The following is an 18834-nucleotide window of genomic DNA, read 5'->3' as shown; positions in this document are numbered from 1 at the left end:
GCAGCCCGCACGGGCCGAGGAGGCGCCGAAGGGCGAGGACCGCGGCGCGGCGTCGGCGCTGCGCGAGCGGCTCGCCGCGGCCTCCGGGTCGGAGCGCGACCGCATCCTGCTCGACCTGGTCCGCGGCACCGCCGCGGCGGTGCTGGGACACGCCACGCCGAGCGGGATCAGGCCCGCCCGCGGCTTCCTCGAACTGGGCTTCGACTCGCTCACCGCAGTCGAGCTGCGCAACCGGCTGACCGCCGCAACGGGCATCGGACTGCCCGCCACCCTCGTCTTCGACCATCCCACCCCGAACGCGCTCGCCGGTCACCTGCGGGCCGAGTTGGTGCCCGAGCAGCCGGCGTTGCCGATCGTGGCCGAGATCGAACGCCTCGACAAGCTCCTCGGCGGGCTGCCGGGCGACCAGGTCGACGACGCGGTCGTCGGTCGGCTGGAGGACCTGCTGACCCGGTGGCGGGGCCGACCCACCGCCACCGCACCGGCGTCGGCCGCCGGAGAGGAGTTGGAGTCGGCCAGCCGGGACGAGCTCTTCGACATCATCCAGCGGGAGTTCGGCAAGTCCTAAGCGGACACTGCCCGACCCCGGGCGGGACGGGCCGGGAAAAGGGACATCCGACGGCGCCGGACGCCTGACCGGCGCCGTCGGGCAGGCGCGGCTGCCTAGGGGTCCACGTATCCCGTCTAGGGGTGTGCCGGCGCGGGCCCGGCTCCGTAGGGTCGGAGCACGCCAGGCCGTCTCGCCCTGCCCACCGGCAGCCGAGCGGTACGGATGTGGGTGCGTGCGGTGCCCCGGATGGACGGGAGGTCCGCATGGCCGGATCCGGCTTGCCTCAACTGCTCGCCATCAGCGACCTGCACGTGGTGCACGCGGAGAACAAGGCCATCGTCGAGCGGCTGCGGCCGGAGCGCGACGGCGACTGGCTCGTCGTCGCCGGCGACGTCGGGGAGTTCGTCGGCGACATCGAGTGGGCGCTGGGACTCCTCAGCCGCCGCTTCGCCAAGGTCATCTGGGCCCCCGGCAACCACGAGCTGTGGACTCCCCGCGAGGACCCGATCCAGCTGCGGGGAGACGCGCGCTACCAGCACCTGGTGCAACTGTGCCGGGGGCTCGGGGTCATCACCCCGGAGGACCCGTACCCCGTCTGGGATCCGCAGGGCGACGACCCGGTCCTGATCGCGCCGCTGTTCCTGCTCTACGACTACACCTTCCGGCCCCCGGGGACGTACACGAAGGAGCAGGCCCTGGCACGGGCCCACGAGGTCGGCGTGGTCTGCACCGACGAGATCCTGCTGCACCCGGACCCGTACCCGACGCGGGACGCCTGGTGCCGGGCGCGGCTGGCCCTGACGGAGCGGCGGCTGACCGCCGAGCGCGGCGGGCTGCCCACCGTCCTGGTCAACCACTTCCCGCTCGTGCGCGAGCCCACCCGGATCCTGCGGTACCCGGAGTTCGCCCAGTGGTGCGGCACCGAGACCACGTCCGACTGGCACGTCCGCTTCGACGCCCGCGTCGCCGTCTACGGTCACCTGCACATCCCGCGCACCACCTGGTACGACGGGGTCCGGTTCGAAGAGGTCTCGGTCGGCTACCCGCGGGAGTGGCGCCGCCGGTCGACGCCCCCCGGCCGGCAGCGCCGCATCCTGCCGTCGGCCGCCTGAATGGCCCTCGTGGCGCTGGTCACCGCCGCTCCCGGAGCCTGCCGTGCCGCCGCCCGCGGGCCGGTCGATCAGGGGTTCTCTAGGGGTTGGGCGGGTGTTGGGCGCTCAGTACCGTCCAGTCACGGTGGCGGGCGTGTGTCGGCGGGACTGTCCGGCGTGGCGGGCGCCTGAGCAGGCACGACGACCGGAATCAGGAACAGGTGTGGGGTTCGTGAGCCGAACGGCCGCGTCTGCACCCACCTGTGCACGAAGCCGGCCCGCCGGCGGTGGTGTGGTCAACGAATCGGCAGATTCCGATCGATAGCAAGCTCTGGGCGGGTGGGTCATGGCGGACGAAGACAAGCTCCTCGAACACCTGAAGTGGGTGACCTCCGAGCTCCGCCTGGCGCGTCGGCGCCTGACCGAGCTGGAGGACGAGGACGCCGAGCCGATCGCGATCGTCGGCATGGCCTGCCGCTTCCCCGGTGGCGTCGCCTCACCGGAGGACCTCTGGGACGTCGTCGCCGGCGGGGTGGACGCCACCGGCGCGTTCCCCGACGACCGGGGCTGGGACCTCGACCGGCTCTACGACCCCGACCCCGACCACCCCGGCACCACGTACAGCAACCGGGGTGGCTTCCTGCGCGACGCCGGCCTGTTCGACCCGGCCCTGTTCGGGATCTCGCCGCGCGAGGCGCTGGCCATGGACCCGCAGCAGCGCCTCCTGCTCGAGGTCACCTGGGAGGTCTTCGAGCGGGCCGGCATCGACGCCGCGTCGGTGCGGGGCAGCCGTACCGGGGTGTTCGTCGGCACCGCGGGGCAGGACTACACGTCCGTGCTGCGGCAACTGCCCGAGGGCACGGAGGGCTACGTCCTCACCGGCACCGCCGCGAGCGTCATGTCCGGCCGGCTGGCCTACTCCTTCGGACTGGAGGGGCCGGCCGTCACCATCGACACCGCCTGCTCCTCGTCGCTGGTCGCCCTGCACCTCGCCGGCCAGGCCCTGCGCGACGGTGAGTGCTCCCTCGCCGTGGCCGGCGGCGTCACCGTGCTGGCCACGCCGGGCGCCTTCGTCGAGTTCTCCCGCCAGCGGGGGCTCGCCTCCGACGGGCGGTGCAAGGCGTTCTCCGCCGACGCCGACGGGACCGGCTGGTCCGAGGGCGTCGCCATGGTGCTCGTCGAGAAGCTCTCCGACGCCCGGCGCAACGGGCACCCCGTCCTGGCGGTGATCCGGGGCAGCGCCGTCAACCAGGACGGCGCGAGCAGCGGGCTGACCGCCCCCAACGGCCCCGCGCAGCAGCGGGTGATCCGGCAGGCGCTGGAGAACGCCCGGCTCAGTCCGTCCGACGTGGACGCCGTCGAGGCGCACGGCACGGGCACCCGGCTCGGCGACCCGATCGAGGCGCAGGCGCTGCTGGCCACGTACGGGCAGGGCCGCACCGCCGACCGCCCGCTGTGGCTGGGCTCGCTGAAGTCGAACATCGGCCACCCGCAGGCCGCGGCCGGCGCCGGCGGCGTCATCAAGATGGTGATGGCGATGCGGCACGGCGTGCTGCCGCCCACCCTGCACGTGGACCGGCCCTCACCGCACGTCGACTGGTCGACCGGCGCCGTGGTCCTGCTCGACGAGGCGCGCCCGTGGGCCGGCGGCGAGCACGTCCGCAGGGCGGGCGTGTCGTCCTTCGGCATGAGCGGCACGAACGCCCACCTGATCCTGGAGCAGGCGCCGGCCCCCGACCCGGCCGGCGACCACGCCACCCCGTCCCGCCGTCCCGCCGTCGTGCCCATGCTGCTCTCTGCCGCGCAGCCGGCCGCGCTCGCCGCGCAGGCGGACCGGCTGGCCCGTCGGCTCAGCGACGACGAGGAGCCGCGCCCGCTCGATGTGGCCTGGTCGTCGGTGGTGTCCCGCGCGACGCTCGACCGGCGTGCGGTGGTGCTCGCCGGGGACCGTGCGGACCTGCTGGCGGGCCTGGAGTCCCTGGCGGCGGGCGCGCCGTCGGGCACCGTGGTCGCCGGCCAGGCCGGGGACCGGGGTCCGCTGGCGGTGCTCTTCTCCGGCCAGGGCGCGCAGCGCACCGGCATGGGCCGCGAGCTGTACGCCGAGTTCCCCGTCTTCGCCGCCGCCCTCGACGAGGCGTGCGGGCATCTCGACCGTGTGCTGCCGCGCCCGCTCAAGGAGGTGCTGTTCGCGCTGGAGGGCTCCGCCGAGGCGGAGCTGCTGGACCAGACCGCGTTCACCCAGGCCGGGCTCTTCGCCGTCGAGGTGGCGCTGTTCCGCCTCGTGGAGTCGTTCGGCGTGGTGCCGGACTTCGTGGGCGGGCACTCGATCGGTGAGATCGCCGCCGCGCACGTGGCCGGCGTGCTGTCCCTCCAGGACGCCTGCCTGCTGGTGGCGGCGCGGGGCCGGCTCATGCAGTCGCTGCCCGACGGCGGCGGCATGCTCGCCGTGGCCGCCGACGAGGCGGCCGTGACGGAGTCGATCGCCGGGCTGACCGACCGGGTCGGCATCGCGGCCGTCAACGGCCCGGCCTCCGTCGTGGTCTCCGGCGCCGTCGACGCCCTCGACGAGGTGGACCGCGTCTGGCGCGACCGGGGTGTGCGTACCCGACGGTTGGCCGTCAGTCACGCGTTCCACAGCCCGCTGATGGAGCCGGTGCTGGAGCGCTTCCGTGGCATCGTCGAGCGGCTGGACCTCGCCGCCCCCACGCTGCCGATCGTGTCGAACCTGACCGGTGCGCTCGCCGACGCCGACGAGATCCGCACCGCCGACTACTGGGTACGGCACGTCCGCGAGGCGGTCCGCTACGCCGACGGGCTCGCCGCGCTGCGCGACGCCGGGGTCGACACCTTCCTGGAGGTCGGCCCGCAGAGCGTACTGACCGCGATGACGACCGACGTGCTGCCCGACGACGACGTGCTCGCCGTCGCAGCCCAGCGCCGGGACCGGCCCGAGGCGCAGGCGCTGCTGCACGCCCTCGCCGAGCTGCACGTGCACGGGTTGCCGGTGTCCTGGCGGGAGTGGTTCGCCGACACCGGCGCCGCCCGGGTCGGCCTGCCCACGTACGCCTTCCAGCGGGAGCGGTTCTGGCCCGAGGTGCTGCCGTGGCGGGTCGGCGACGTGTCCGGCGCGGGCCTCGGCGTCGCGGGGCACCCGCTGCTCGGCGCGGCGGTGCGGCTCGCCGGCGACGACGAGGTGGTGCTGACCGGCCGGCTGTCGACGTCGACGCACCCGTGGCTGGCCGACCACGTGGTCGGCGGCAACGTGGTGGTGCCGGGCACCGCCCTGGTGGAGCTGGCGGTCCGCGCCGGCGACGAGGTGGGCGCGTCGCGGGTACGGGAGCTGACCGTGGCGGCGCCGCTGGTGCTGCCCGAGTCCGGGGCGGTACGCGTGCAGGTGCGCGTCGGCGCTGCCGACGACGCCGCCGGGCGGACGGTGTCCGTGTACTCCCAGCCCGAGGAGGATGACGACACCGACTGGGTGCGGCACGCCGACGGCCTGCTCGAACCGGTGTCGGCCGACGAGCCGGGGCTCGGCGAGTGGCCACCGGCGGGCGCGACCGAGGTGGACCTGACCGGCTGGTATCCGGCGCTGGCCGAGCACGGCCTGTCGTACGGGCCGGTGTTCCAGGGCGTACGGCGGGCCTGGACGGCCGACGGTGGGGCGTACGCCGAGGTGACGCTGCCGGACGGAGCGGCCGGCGAGGCGGGCGCGTTCGGGGTGCACCCGGCGCTGCTGGACGCCGCGCTGCACCCGGTGGCGCTGCTGCTCGAGGCCGAGGCCACGGGCGGGCCACGCGTGCCGTTCGCGTTCGAGGGCGTGCAGGTGCACGCCTCGGGCGCCCGGACGCTGCGGGTGCGGCTGACCCGGGACGGCTCCGGGGTGCGGCTGGTCGCCTGCGACGGCTCGGGCGCGCCGGTGGTGTCGGTGGACTCGCTGGTGCTGCGGGAGATGACCGCGACGGCGACCCGGGGCGGTGCCGCCCGGTCGCTGTACGAGGTGACCTGGCAGGCCGAGCAGATCGAGAGCGTCGACGACCTTCCGGGGTGGGCGGTGCTGGGCCGGCCGGCACCGGACACGCTGCCGGAGGTGCCGGTCTTCGCGGATGTGGCGACCCTGGCGGCGGACGGGGCCACGGCCCGGCAGGTGCTGCTGACGGTGCCCGCCGCCGTTCCCGGCGTCGCCGTGCCGGAGGCCGTGCGGGCGGTCACCAGCGGTGTGCTGGACGTGCTGCGGTCCTGGCTCGCCGCCGAGCCGCTGGCCGACACGAAGCTCGTGGTGGTGACCCGGGGCGCGGTGGCCAGCGGGGACGACGACCAGGTCACCGACCTCGCTGCCGCCGCCGTCTGGGGCCTGCTGCGCTCGGCGCAGTCGGAGCACCCGGGGCGGATCGTCCTCGCCGACGTCGAGGGCGAACTGACCCCCGCGACCCTCGCCGTGCTGGCCGGGGCCGCCGTCGATCCGTCGGTCTCCGGCGGCCAGCTCGCGGTGCGCGGCGAGCGCACCCTCCTGCCGAGGCTGGCGCGGCCGGTGGGCGACGAACTGACCCCGCCGCCCGGCCCGTGGCACCTCGCCCCCGTCACCGGCGGCACCCTGGACGGGATCGCGCCGGTGCCGGCCACGCCCGCGGAGCTGGGCGAGGGCCAGGTGCGCGTCGCCGTGCGCGCGGCCGGCGTGAACTTCCGCGACGTGCTGATCGGCCTGGGCATGTACCCGGATCCGGCGGCCGTGATGGGCAGCGAGGGCGCGGGCGTCGTGGTCGAGGTCGGCCCCGGCGTGACCGACCTGGCGCCCGGCGACCGGGTGATGGGCATGTTCGAACTCGGTTTCAGCCCGCAGGCCGTCGCCCATCGCCGGCGCATCGCCAAGATGCCCGCCGGCTGGTCCTTCACCCAGGCGGCGTCCGTCCCCCTGGTCTTCCTGACGGCGTACTACGCGCTGCGGGATCTCGCCGGGCTGCGGTCCGGCGAGTCGGTGCTGATCCACAACGGCGCCGGTGGCGTCGGGATGGCCGCCATCCAGCTCGCCCACCACCTCGGCGCCACCGTCCACGCGACGGCGAGCCCCGGCAAGTGGGGTGTGCTGCGGGGCCTGGGGGTTGCCGGGGAGCGGATCGCGTCGTCGCGGACCACCGAGTTCGAGCAGGTCTTCGGCGCGGCCACCGGCGGTGCCGGGGTGGACGTGGTGCTCGACGCGTTGGCCGGTGAGTTCGTGGACGCGTCGCTGCGGCTGCTGCCGCGCGGTGGCCGGTTCGTGGAGATGGGCAAGGCCGACGTACGCGACGCCGAAACCGTCGCCGCCGACCACCCGGGCGTCACCTACCGCGCGTTCGACCTGAACGAGGCGGGCAGCACCCGCATCGGCGAGATGCTCACCGAGATCCTCGACCTCTTCGCGCGGGGCGCGCTGCGTCCGCTGCCCGTACGGGTATGGGACGTGCGTCAGGCCCGGCAGGCGCTGCGGCACGTCAGCCAGGCCCGCCACGTCGGCAAGGTGGTGCTGCGCATCCCCGCGCCCGCCGACCCCGACGGCACCGTGCTGCTCACCGGCGCGGCCGGAACCCTGGCCGGCGTGCTCGCGCGGCACCTCGTCGCCACCGGCCAGGCCCGCCGCCTGCTGCTGGCCTCCCGCCGCGCACCCGGCCGGGACTGCGCGTACGCCACCCTGGTCCGGGAACTGACCGACGCGGGCGCCGACGTCACCGCCGCGGCCGTCGACGTCAGCGACCCCGCGCAGGTCACCGAGCTGATCGCCGGGATCGACCCGGCGTACCCGCTGACGGCGGTGGTGCACACCGCCGGGGTGATCGCCGACGCGACGATCGGTTCGCTGGACGATTCCGCCCTGCGTGCGGTGCTGGCGCCGAAGGTGGACGCCGGGTGGGCGTTGCACGAGGCCACGCGGCACCTGGACCTGTCGGCGTTCGTGCTGTTCTCGTCGGTGGCGGCCACCCTCGGCTCGCCGGGGCAGGGCAACTACGCGGCCGCGAACGCGTTCCTCGACGCCCTCGCGCAGCACCGCCGGCAGCAAGGGCTGCCCGCCACCAGCCTCGCCTGGGGCATGTGGGACACCGACAGCACGATGACCGCCCACCTCGACGGCGACGACCGGCAGCGGCTGCGGCGCGTCGGGATGAGCCGGCTCTCCCCGGCCGAGGGCGCCGAACTCTTCGACGCCGCCCTGCCGGCGGCCCGGCCGGTGCTCGTCGCGGCCCGCCTCCACGTCACCGGCGAGGCGAGCGGCGTACCGCCGCTGATGCGGCACCTGCTGCGCGGCGGCGGCCGGCGCCGCACCGCCACCGATCGGCCGAGGGCCGGGGCGTCGTGGCGGGAGCGGCTCGACGGCCTGTCCGAGGCGGACGCCCGCCAGGCGCTCGTCGACCTTGTCTGCGGCCAGGCCGCCACGGTGCTGGGGCACGCCTCGGCACAGGCGGTCCCCGCCGCCCGCGCCTTCAAGGATCTGGGCTTCGACTCGCTGACCTCGGTGGAACTGCGCAACCGCCTCGGTGCGGCCACCGGGCTGCGGCTGACCGCCACGCTGGCCTTCGACCATCCCACCCCGGCCCGGCTGGCCGAGCACCTGTTCGCGCAGCTCGGCCCGGCCACGGGAGCCGGCGCCACCGTCCGTACGGTCGTCACCGCCGACGCCGACGAGCCGATCGCCATCATCGGCATGGCCTGCCGCTACCCCGGCGGCGTCGCCACCCCCGAGGAGCTGTGGCAGCTCGTCACCTCCGGGGCCGACGCCATCGGCGAGTTCCCGGCGGACCGCGGCTGGGACCTCGACCGGCTGTACGGCACGGACGGCGACCAGGCCGGCGGCACCGTCACCCACCAGGGCGGCTTCCTCTACGACGCGGCCGACTTCGACGCCGGCTTCTTCAACATCAGCCCCCGTGAGGCCCTCGCCATGGACCCGCAGCAGCGGCTGCTGCTGGAGACCGCCTGGGAGAGCTTCGAGTACGCCCGCATCGACCCCGCCGCCCTCAGCGGCACCGCCACCGGTGTCTTCGTCGGCGCCGCCTCATCCGGCTACGCCACCAGCGGACGCGACGACCTGGACGGCCTCGAGGGGCACCTGCTGACCGGCACGGCGGGCAGCGTCGCCTCCGGGCGGGTCGCCTACATGTTCGGCCTCGAAGGCCCGGCGGTCACCGTCGACACCGCCTGCTCCTCGTCGCTGGTGGCGCTGCACCTCGCCGCCCAGGCGCTGCGCGGCGGCGAGTGCGACATGGCCCTGGCCGGCGGGGTGGCGTTGATGGCGCAGCCCGGCATGTTCTCCGAGTTCTCCCGGCAGGGCGGCCTCGCCCCGGACGGGCGGTGCAAGGCGTTCGCCGCCGGCGCGGACGGCACCGGCTGGTCCGAGGGCGTCGGCATGCTGCTCGTGGAGCGCCTCTCCGACGCCCGGCGCAACGGGCACCGGGTGCTCGCCGTGCTACGCGGCTCCGCCGTGAACCAGGACGGCGCGTCCAACGGGCTGACCGCGCCGAACGGCCCGTCGCAGCAGCGGGTCATCCGCCAGGCCCTGGAGAACGCGCGGCTCGCCCCGGCCGACGTGGACGCGGTCGAGGCGCACGGCACCGGCACCGTCCTCGGCGACCCGATCGAGGCGCAGGCCGTGCTGGCCACCTACGGTCAGGACCGTGCCGCCGGCGAGCCGCTCTGGCTCGGCTCGATCAAGTCGAACATCGGCCACTCCCAGGCGGCCGCCGGGGTGGCCGGCGTGATCAAGATGGTGCTGGCGATGCGGCACGGCGTGCTGCCGCCGACCCTGCACGTGGACGAGCCCTCGCCCCACGTCGACTGGAGTGCCGGAGCCGTCGCCCTGCTTACCGAGGCCCGCCCGTGGCCCGCCGTCGACCGGCCCCGCCGGGCCGCCGTGTCGTCGTTCGGCATCAGTGGCACCAACGCGCACACCGTCATCGAGCAGGCGCCCGGCGAGCCGGCCCCGACGCCCGTGCCGGCGGGGCACGTTCCCGGCCTTGTCGGGCCCGCCGCCGTACCCCTGCCGGTCTCCGGCAGAAGCCCCCGCGCGCTCCGGGCGCAGGCTGCCCGCCTCGGCGAACGGCTCGCCGGCGACGCCGACCTCGACCCGCGGGACCTCGGCTTTTCCCTGGCCACCCAGCGGGCGCACCACCCGTACCGCGCGGTCGTCGTGGCCACCGGCCGGGACGACGCGCTCGCCCGGCTGGCCGCCCTCGCCGACGGCGACACCTCCCCGGCGGGCGTGGACGCCGCGTCGAAGGTCGTCTTCGTCTTCCCCGGCCAGGGCTCCCAGTGGACTTCGATGGCGCTGGACCTGATGGAGACCTCGCCGGTCTTCCGGCAGCGGATGGACGAGTGCGCCGAGGAGCTGTCCCGGCTGGTCGACTGGAACCTGGGGGACGTGCTGCGGCAGGCGCCCGGCGCGCCGCCCCTGGACCGGGTGGACGTGGTCCAGCCCGCGCTCTTCTCCGTCATGGTGTCCCTCGCGCAGCTCTGGCGCGCGTGTGGCGTCGAACCGGCCGCCGTCATCGGGCATTCGCAGGGGGAACTCGCCGCGGCCTGCGTCGCGGGCGCGTTGACCCTCGCCGAAGCCGCGCGGCTCGTCGTGGCGCGCAGCCACGGCCTGCGGTCGATCGCGGGTCGCGGCAGCATGGTCTCCGTGCCGCTCCCGGCCGCCGACACCGAGCGGCTCATCGCGCCGTGGCGGGGCAGCCTCTCCGTCGCCGCCCTCAACGGCGCCGCCGTGACAGTGGTCGCCGGCGACTCGGCGTCGGTCGCCGAACTGCTCGCGCACTGTGCCGAGCGCGACGTCCGCGCCCGGCAGATCGCCGTCGACTTCGCGGCGCACAGCGGCCACGTCGACCCGATCCGCGACGAGGTGATCGCCCGGTTCGGCACTGTGGACCCCCGCTCCAGCACCGTGCCCTTCCACTCCACAGTCACCGGCGAGCTGATCGACACCGCCGGGCTCGACGCCGACTACTGGTACCGCAACCTGCGGGAGCCGGTCCGGCTCGCGCCGGTCGTGGACCAGCTGATCGAGCAGGGCTTCCGGACGTTCGTCGAGGTCAGCCCGCACCCCGTACTCAAGATCGCCGTACAGGACGCGCTCGACCGGAAGGCCGACCGCGGCGTGGTGGTGGGCTCGCTGCGCCGCGACGTGTACGGGCCGCGTCAGCTACTGGCCAACCTCGGCGAGCTGCACGTCGCCGGCGTGCCCGTCGACTGGTCGCGCGTCTTCGCCGGCTCCGGCGCCACCCCTGTCGACCTGCCCACGTACGCCTTCCAGCGGGACCGGTTCTGGCCGGTGCTCGACCGCTCCGCCACCGGCGACGTGTCGGGCGCGGGGCTGGGCGCGGCCGGGCACGGGCTGCTCGGCGCGGCGGTGCGCCTCGCCGGCGACGACGAGGTCGTGCTGACCGGCCGGCTGTCGGCGTCCACGCACCCGTGGCTCGCCGACCACGTGGTCGGCGGCGCCGTGGTGCTGCCGGGCACGGCCCTCGTCGAGCTCGCGGTGCGCGCCGGCGACGAGGTCGGCGCCTCCCGGGTGCGGGAACTGACCGTCGCCGCGCCGCTGGTGCTGCCGAACCCGGGCGCGATCCGCGTGCAGGTGCGCGTCGGCGCGGCCGACGGCTCCGGAACCCGGAGCGTGGCGGTGCACTCGCAGCCCGACGGCGACCCCGAGAACCCCTGGACGCGGCACGCCGACGGTCTGCTGGAGCAGGCCACCGACGAGCCGGCGTTGGGCTCCTGGCCGCCGGCCGGAGGCACCGAGGTGGACCTCGCCGGCTGGTACCCGGCGCTCGCGGAGCGCGGCCTGGCCTACGGACCGGCGTTCCGGGGCCTGCGGCGGCTGTGGACCGCCGGCGACGAGGTGTACGCCGAGGTGACCCTGCCGGACGAGGCGGCCGGCGACGCCGACGGCTTCGCCGTGCACCCGGCGCTGCTGGACGCCTCCCTGCACCCCGTCGGGCTGCTGCTGGCCGAGCGCTCCGGCGGACCGCGCGTGCCGTTCGCGTTCGAGGGCGTACAGGTGCACGCCTCCGGTGCCCGGACGCTGCGGGTGCGGCTGACCCGGGCGGGCTCGCGCGTGCGGCTGGTGGCCGGGGACGAGTCCGGCGTGCCCGTGGTGTCAGTCGAGTCGCTCGCCCTGCGGGAGATGACCGACGCCACCGGCGCGGAGGCCGCGGAGCGGTCGATGTTCGAGGTGACGTGGCAGGCCGAGACGGTCACCCCGGCGCGGGACGTCTCCGGCTGGGTACTGCTCGGCGACGGACCCGCCCCGGCGGACCTCGTCACGCCGGTGTTCCCGACCGTCGGCGAGCTGACCGCGGCGGTCTCGGCCGGTACGGTCGAGGCGCCCCGCGCGCTCGTGGTCCCCGTGCCCGCCGGCACCCTGGAAGGCGACCTGCCTGACCTCGTCCGTACGGCCACCGCCCGCGTCCTGGCCGTGCTGCACTCCTGGCTGGACAGTGAGGAGCTGGCCGACACCACGCTCGTCGTGCTGACCCGCGCGGCGGTGGCCGCCACCCCGGCGGACGCGGTGCGGGACCTGCCCGGCGCGGCGGTCTGGGGCCTGCTGCGCTCGGCCCAGTCCGAGCACCCGGGGCGGATCGTCCTCGCCGACGTCGACGGGGACCTCACCCCGGCCACCCTCGCCGTGCTGGCCACCGTGGCCCAGGACCCGTCGCCGACCGGCGGTCAGGTGGCCGTACGCGGCAACGAGGTGCGCACGCCCCGCCTGGGCCGGCCCGCCGGCCAGGCCGCCGACGAACTCGTCCCGCCGGACGGACTGTGGCGGGTCGGGGCGGTCAGCCCCGGCACCCTCGACGGGGTCGGCATGGTGCCCGCCACCTCCGCCGCCCTGGACGCGGGCCAGGTGCGCATCGCGGTGCGCGCGGCCGGCGTGAACTTCCGCGACGTGCTGATCGGCCTGGGCATGTACCCGGATCCGGCGGCCGTGATGGGCAGCGAGGGCGCGGGCGTCGTGGTCGAGGTCGGCCCCGGCGTGACCGACCTGGCCCCCGGCGACCGCGTGCTCGGCATGTTCGAGCCGGCCTTCGCCCCCGAGGTGATCGCCACCCGCGACCTCGTGGCGAAGATCCCCGCCGGCTGGTCGTTCGCGCAGGCCGCCTCCGTGCCGGTGGTGTTCCTGACCGCGTACTACGCGCTGCGGGACCTCGCCGGGCTGCGGTCCGGCGAGTCGGTGCTGATCCACAACGGCGCCGGTGGCGTCGGCATGGCCGCCATCCAGCTCGCCCGGCACTGGGGCGCGACGGTCCACGCCACCGCCAGCCCCGGCAAGTGGGGCGTGCTGCGGGAACTCGGGGTGGCCGACGAGCGGATCGCGTCGTCGCGGACCACCGAGTTCGAGCAGACCTTCGGCGCGGCCACCGGCGGTGCCGGCGTCGACGTGGTGCTCGACGCCCTCGCCGGCGATTTCGTGGACGCGTCGCTGCGGCTGCTGCCGCGCGGTGGCCGGTTCGTGGAGATGGGCAAGGCCGACGTACGCGACGCCGAAGCCGTCGCCGCCGACCACCCGGGCGTCACCTACCGCGCGTTCGACCTCAACGAGGCCGGGCACCGGCGCATCGGGGAGATGCTCACCGAGCTGCTCGACCTGTTCGCACGCGGCGCGCTGCGCCTGCTGCCGCTACGGGCGTGGGACGTGCGCCAGGCCCGGCAGGCGCTGCGCCACATCAGCCAGGCCCGGCACATCGGCAAGGTCGTCCTGCGGGTGCCCGCCCCCGCCGACCCGGACGGCACCGTGCTCGTCACCGGCGCCGGCGGCGCCCTCGCCGGCGTGTTCGCCCGGCACCTCGTCGCCACCGGCCAGGCCCGGCACCTGCTGCTGGCCTCCCGCCGTGGCCCCGAGCACTACCGGGAGCTGGTCGACGAACTGACCCGCGCGGGCGCCCGGGTCACTGCCGGCACCGCCGACGTGACCGACCCCGTGCAGGTGACCCGGCTGCTGGAGCTGGTGGACCCGGCGCACCCGCTGACCGCCGTGGTGCACACCGCCGGGGTGATCGCCGACGCGACCATCGGTTCGCTGGACGATTCCGCCCTGCGTACGGTGCTGGCGCCGAAGGTGGACGCCGGGTGGGCGTTGCACGAGGCCACGCGGCACCTGGACCTGTCGGCGTTCGTGCTGTTCTCGTCGGTGGCGGCCACCCTCGGCTCGCCGGGGCAGGGCAACTACGCGGCCGCGAACGCGTTCCTCGACGCCCTCGCCCGGCACCGGCGTGAGCAGGGGCTGCCCGCCACCAGCCTCGCCTGGGGGCTGTGGGCGACCAGCAGCGCCATGACCGCCCACCTGGGCGGCAACGAGCACCGCAAGGCGATCCGCGCCACCAGCGCCCCGTTGACCGACCGGCAGGGCGTGGCGCTGTACGAGCTGGCGCGACAACGCGGCGCGGCGCACCTCGTCCTCATGAACCTGCCGCCGGCGTCGCGGGCGACCGGCCAGAACGTGCCCAGCCTGCTGCGGGACGTGGTCCGTGCGGGAGGCCCGGCCCGGCGCGCGGTGGGTCGCGGCCTCGCGGACACCGCCTCCGTACGCGACCGGCTGGCGACGCTCGGCCCGGCGGAGCGGCGCTCCCACCTGCTCGACCTGGTGGCCGCCGGCGTGGCGGCAGTGCTCGGGCACCGCTCGGCGGAGACCGTCGACGCCCAGCGCGCCTTCAAGGAGCTGGGCTTCGACTCGCTCACCTCGGTGGAGCTGCGCAACCGGCTCTCCGCCGCTACCGGCCTGCGGCTGCCCGCCACCGTGGCGTTCGACTACCCGACCCCGGTGGTGCTCGCCGAGTTCCTGGACCGGGAACTCGGCGGTGCGGCAGTCGTGGACCGGCCTGTGGCGGTCGGCACCGCCGCCGCCCTCGACGAACCGATCGCCATCATCGGCATGGCCTGCCGGTTCCCCGGCGACGTGCAGACCCCCGAGCAGCTCTGGGACGTGGTCACCGCCGGCACCGATGTCATCTCGCCCTTCCCCACGGACCGGGGCTGGAACCTCGACGACCTGCGCGCCGACGGCGAGGACCCGGGCGCCGTACCACGGCAGGGTGGCTTCCTCCACGACGCCGCCCAGTTCGACGCCGCTTTCTTCGGGATCTCGCCCCGCGAGGCCCTGGCGATGGACCCACAACAGCGGCTGCTGCTGGAGACCTCCTGGGAGGCCTTCGAGCGGGCCGGGATCGACCCCCACTCGGCGCGGGGCAGCAGCACCGGCGTCTACGTCGGCCTGATCTACCACGACTACGCCTCCCAGGCCGCCGGCGGCACCGACGAGCTGGACGGCCACGTCGGCAACGGCAGCGCCGGCAGCGTCGCCTCCGGCCGCATCTCGTACCTGTTCGGCCTGGAGGGCCCTGCCGTCACCGTCGACACCGCCTGCTCGTCGTCGCTGGTGGCGCTGCACCTGGCCACCCAGGCGCTGCGGCAGGACGAGTGCCGCCTCGCCCTCGCCGGCGGGGTGAGCGTCATGTCCACCCCCGGCATGCTCACCGAGTTCTCCCGGCAGCGCGGCCTGTCGCCCGACGGGCGGTGCAAGGCGTTCGGCGCCGGCGCCGACGGCACCGGTTTCGCCGAGGGCGTCGGCATGCTCCTGCTGGAGCGTCTCTCCGACGCGCAGCGCAACGGTCACCGCGTGCTCGCCGTCGTGCGCGGGAGCGCCGTCAACCAGGACGGCGCCAGCAGCGGTCTGACCGCGCCGAACGGCCCCGCCCAGCAGCGGGTGATCCGGCAGGCGCTCGCCAACGCCCGGCTCGCCACCACCGATGTGGACGCCGTCGAGGCGCACGGCACCGGCACCGCCCTCGGCGACCCGATCGAGGCGCAGGCGCTGCTGGCCACGTACGGGCAGGGCCGACCGCAGGACCGTCCGCTGTGGCTGGGGTCGGTCAAGTCGAACATCGGCCACGCCCAGGCGGCGGCCGGCGTCGCCGGCGTGATCAAGATGGTGCTGGCGATGCGGCACGGCGTACTGCCGCCGACCCTGCACGCCGAGAAGCCGTCCCCGCACATCGACTGGACGGCCGGGTCGGTCGCGCTGCTCACCGAGGCCCGGCCCTGGCCCGCCGTCGACCGGCCCCGCCGCGCGGCGGTGTCGTCGTTCGGCATCAGCGGCACCAACGCGCACACCATCGTCGAGCAGGCCCCCGAGCCCGCCCCGGCGCAGGCCGCCCCCGCCACGGGCGTCCCGGGTGACCTCGTCGCCTGCGTCCTGTCGGCCCGCGACGAGGCCGCCCTGCACGAGCAGGCGCGCCGGCTGCGGACCCTCGTCGACGGCGAGCCGGACCTGACCATCGCCGACGTGGGCCGGGCCCTCGCCACCGCCCGCAGCGCCTTCGAGCACCGCGCCGTGCTGCTGCCCGCCGACCGCGCCGGGCTGCTCGCCGCCCTCGGTGCGCTGGCCGACGACGAGCCTTCGGCCGCCGTCGTGCGGGGGATCGCCCGCAGCGGCCGCACCGCCGTCCTCTTCTCCGGCCAGGGCGCGCAGCGCGCCGGTATGGGTCGTGGGTTGTACGGGGCGTTCCCGGTGTTCGCCGCCGCGCTGGACGAGGTGTGTGGTCACCTGGATCCGTTGTTGCCGCGTCCGCTCAAGGAGGTGCTGTTCGCGTCGGAGGGTTCCGCCGGGGCGGGGTTGCTGGATCAGACGGTGTTCACGCAGGCGGGGTTGTTCGCGGTCGAGGTGGCGCTGTTCCGGCTGGTGGAGTCGTTGGGTGTGGTGCCGGACCTGGTGGCCGGGCACTCCATCGGTGAGATCGCGGCGGCGCACGTGGCGGGCGTGCTCTCCCTGGCCGACGCGTGCGCGCTGGTCGCGGCGCGGGGTCGGCTGATGCAGGCGTTGCCGGCCGGTGGCGGCATGCTCGCCGTGGCCGCCGACGAGGCCGCGGTGGCCGAGTCGATCGTCCCGTTCGCCGACCGGGTCGGCGTCGCCGCCGTCAACGGCCCCACCGCCGTGGTGGTCTCCGGCGCCGCCGAGGCCCTCGACGAGGTGCAGCGGGCCTGGACGGACCGGGGTGTGCGTACGCGCCGGCTCACCGTCAGCCACGCATTCCACAGCCCGCTCATGGAGCCGATGCTGGCCGAGTTCCGGCAGACGCTCGACGGGCTGACGTTCCACTGGCCCGTCCTGCCGATCGTGTCGAACCTGACCGGGCAGGTCGCCGACCCCGACGAGATCGGCACCCCCGACTACTGGGTCCGCCACGTACGCGAGACCGTCCGCTTCGCCGACGGGGTCGCGAGCCTGCGCGAGCGCAACGTCCGTACCTTCCTCGAACTGGGCCCCGACGCGGTGCTCGCCAGCATGGTGTCCGCCTGCCTGCCGGACGACGACGCGGCGGCGGTCGTGGCGACCCTGCGCCCCGGCCGACCCGAGCCAGCGTCGCTGGTCCACACGCTTGCGGAGCTGTACGCGCACGGCACTCCGGTCACCTGGACCGCCCTCCTGCCGGCCGGAACCCGCCCGGTCGACCTGCCGACGTACCCGTTCCAGCGGCAGCGCTTCTGGCCGGCCGTGGGCCGGCTGCGCGCCGGCGACGTCAGCGGCGCCGGCCTCGGCGTGGCCGAGCACGGTCTGCTCGGCGCGGCCGTGGACCTGGCCGGCGACGACGAGATCGTGCTGACCGGCCGGATCTCCCCGACCACCCACCCCTGGCTGGCCGACCACGTCGTCTCCGGCGTGCCGCTGGTCCCGGGCACGGCCCTCGTGGAGCTTGCCGTCCGCGCCGGCGACGAGGCGGACCTGCCGCGGCTGCGGGACCTGACGGTGCTCGTGCCGCTGGTGCTCCCCGAGTCCGGCGCCATACGGATCCAGGTGCGGGTGTCCGCATCGGATTCGCCGCAGCGTCCCGTCGCCGTCTACTCCCGCCCCGACGACGACCCCGAGGCGGGCTGGACCCGGCACGCGGAGGGCGTGCTGGAACCGGCCACGGCCGACGAACCGCAGCCCACCGCCTGGCCGCCCGCCGGCGCCACCGAGGTGGACCTGACCGGCTGGTACCCGGCACTGCTCGAACACGGCCTGTCGTACGGGCCGGCGTTCCAGGGGCTGCGCCGGGTGTGGACCGGCGAGGACGACGTCTTCGCCGAGGTGGTCCTGCCGGACGACGCGGCGGAGGCGGCTCGCTTCGGCGTGCACCCGGCGCTGCTGGACGCCGCCCTGCACCCGATCGGGCTGCTGCCCGGCGCCGAGGAGACGGGCGGGCCGCGCGTGCCCTTCGCCTTCGAGGGCGTACAGGTGCACGCCTCCGGCGCGACGCTGCTGCGGGTGCGGTTGACCCGCGACGGCTCCGCGGTGCGGCTGACCGCCCGCGACGAGGCGGGCGCGCCGGTGGTGTCGGTGGACTCCCTCGTCCTGCGGGAGCTGACCGGGGTGGCCGCCCCGAACGCGGCGTCGCGCTCCCTGTTCGAGGTGGCCTGGCAGGCCGAGGAGGCCGACCCGGTCGACGACGCGTCGGGCTGGGCGGTGCTGGGCGGGCCGGCCCTGCCGGGCGTCCCCGGTGGCCCCTCCGCCGAGACGATCCGGCAGCTGCGCGCCGCCATCGACGCCGGCATCGCCCCGCCGCGCCTGCTGCTCTTCACGCCGGCCGCGTCGCCCGCCGCCGACGACGACCCGGCGGAGGCCGTACGCACGGTCACCGCCGACGTGCTGGGCCTGGTGCAGGAGTGGCTGGCCGTCGACGCGCTGGCCGACTCGAAGCTCGTGGTGGTGACCCGGGGCGCGCTGGCTGTCCGCGACGGGGACCGGGTCAGCGACCTGGCCGCAGCGGCCGTGTGGGGCCTGCTGCGGTCGGCGCAGTCGGAGCACCCCGGTCGCATCGTCCTGGCCGACGTCGACGACGCGATCAACCCCGGCACGCTGGGCGTCCTGGCCCGCTTCGCCGCGGACCCGGCCGGTGGTCAGGTCGCGGTGCGTGCGGGTGAGGTGTTCGTGCCGCGTCTGGTGCGTGCGGTCGCCCCGGCGTCGGTGGAGACGCCGGTCGTGGGTGACGGTGCGGTGCTGGTCACCGGTGGTACGGGTGCGCTCGGGGCGTTGGTCGCGGAGCACCTGGTGTCGGTGCACGGCGTGCGGTCTCTCGTGCTGGTGTCGCGGCGTGGCCCGGAGGCTGCGGGTGCGGGCGAGTTGTCGGAGCGGTTGTCCGCGCTGGGTGCCGCCGTGCGGGTGGTTGCCTGTGATGTGACGGACCGGGATCAGGTGTTCGG

3 protein-coding genes are annotated in these 18834 nt (G+C 75.7%); all 3 read left to right on the top strand.

Going from position 1 to position 18834, the window contains the following annotated elements:
* A partial coding sequence (locus ACPCK6_RS26770; protein WP_423482558.1) for a phosphopantetheine-binding protein occupies window positions 1-568 on the top strand: 568 nt, incomplete at its 5' end.
* Between the two features lie 245 nt (window positions 569-813).
* Window positions 814-1662, top strand: coding sequence for a metallophosphoesterase family protein (locus tag ACPCK6_RS26765; RefSeq protein ID WP_423482557.1), 849 nt, complete (start codon window positions 814-816; stop codon window positions 1660-1662).
* A gap of 325 nt (window positions 1663-1987) precedes the next feature.
* A partial coding sequence (locus ACPCK6_RS26760; protein ID WP_423482556.1) for an SDR family NAD(P)-dependent oxidoreductase occupies window positions 1988-18834 on the top strand: 16847 nt, incomplete at its 3' end.

Source organism: Micromonospora sp. AB353, from assembly GCF_049538395.1.
Taxonomy (GTDB): domain Bacteria; phylum Actinomycetota; class Actinomycetes; order Mycobacteriales; family Micromonosporaceae; genus Micromonospora; species Micromonospora aurantiaca.
This window is presented reverse-complemented; position numbering and strand designations above follow the sequence as displayed.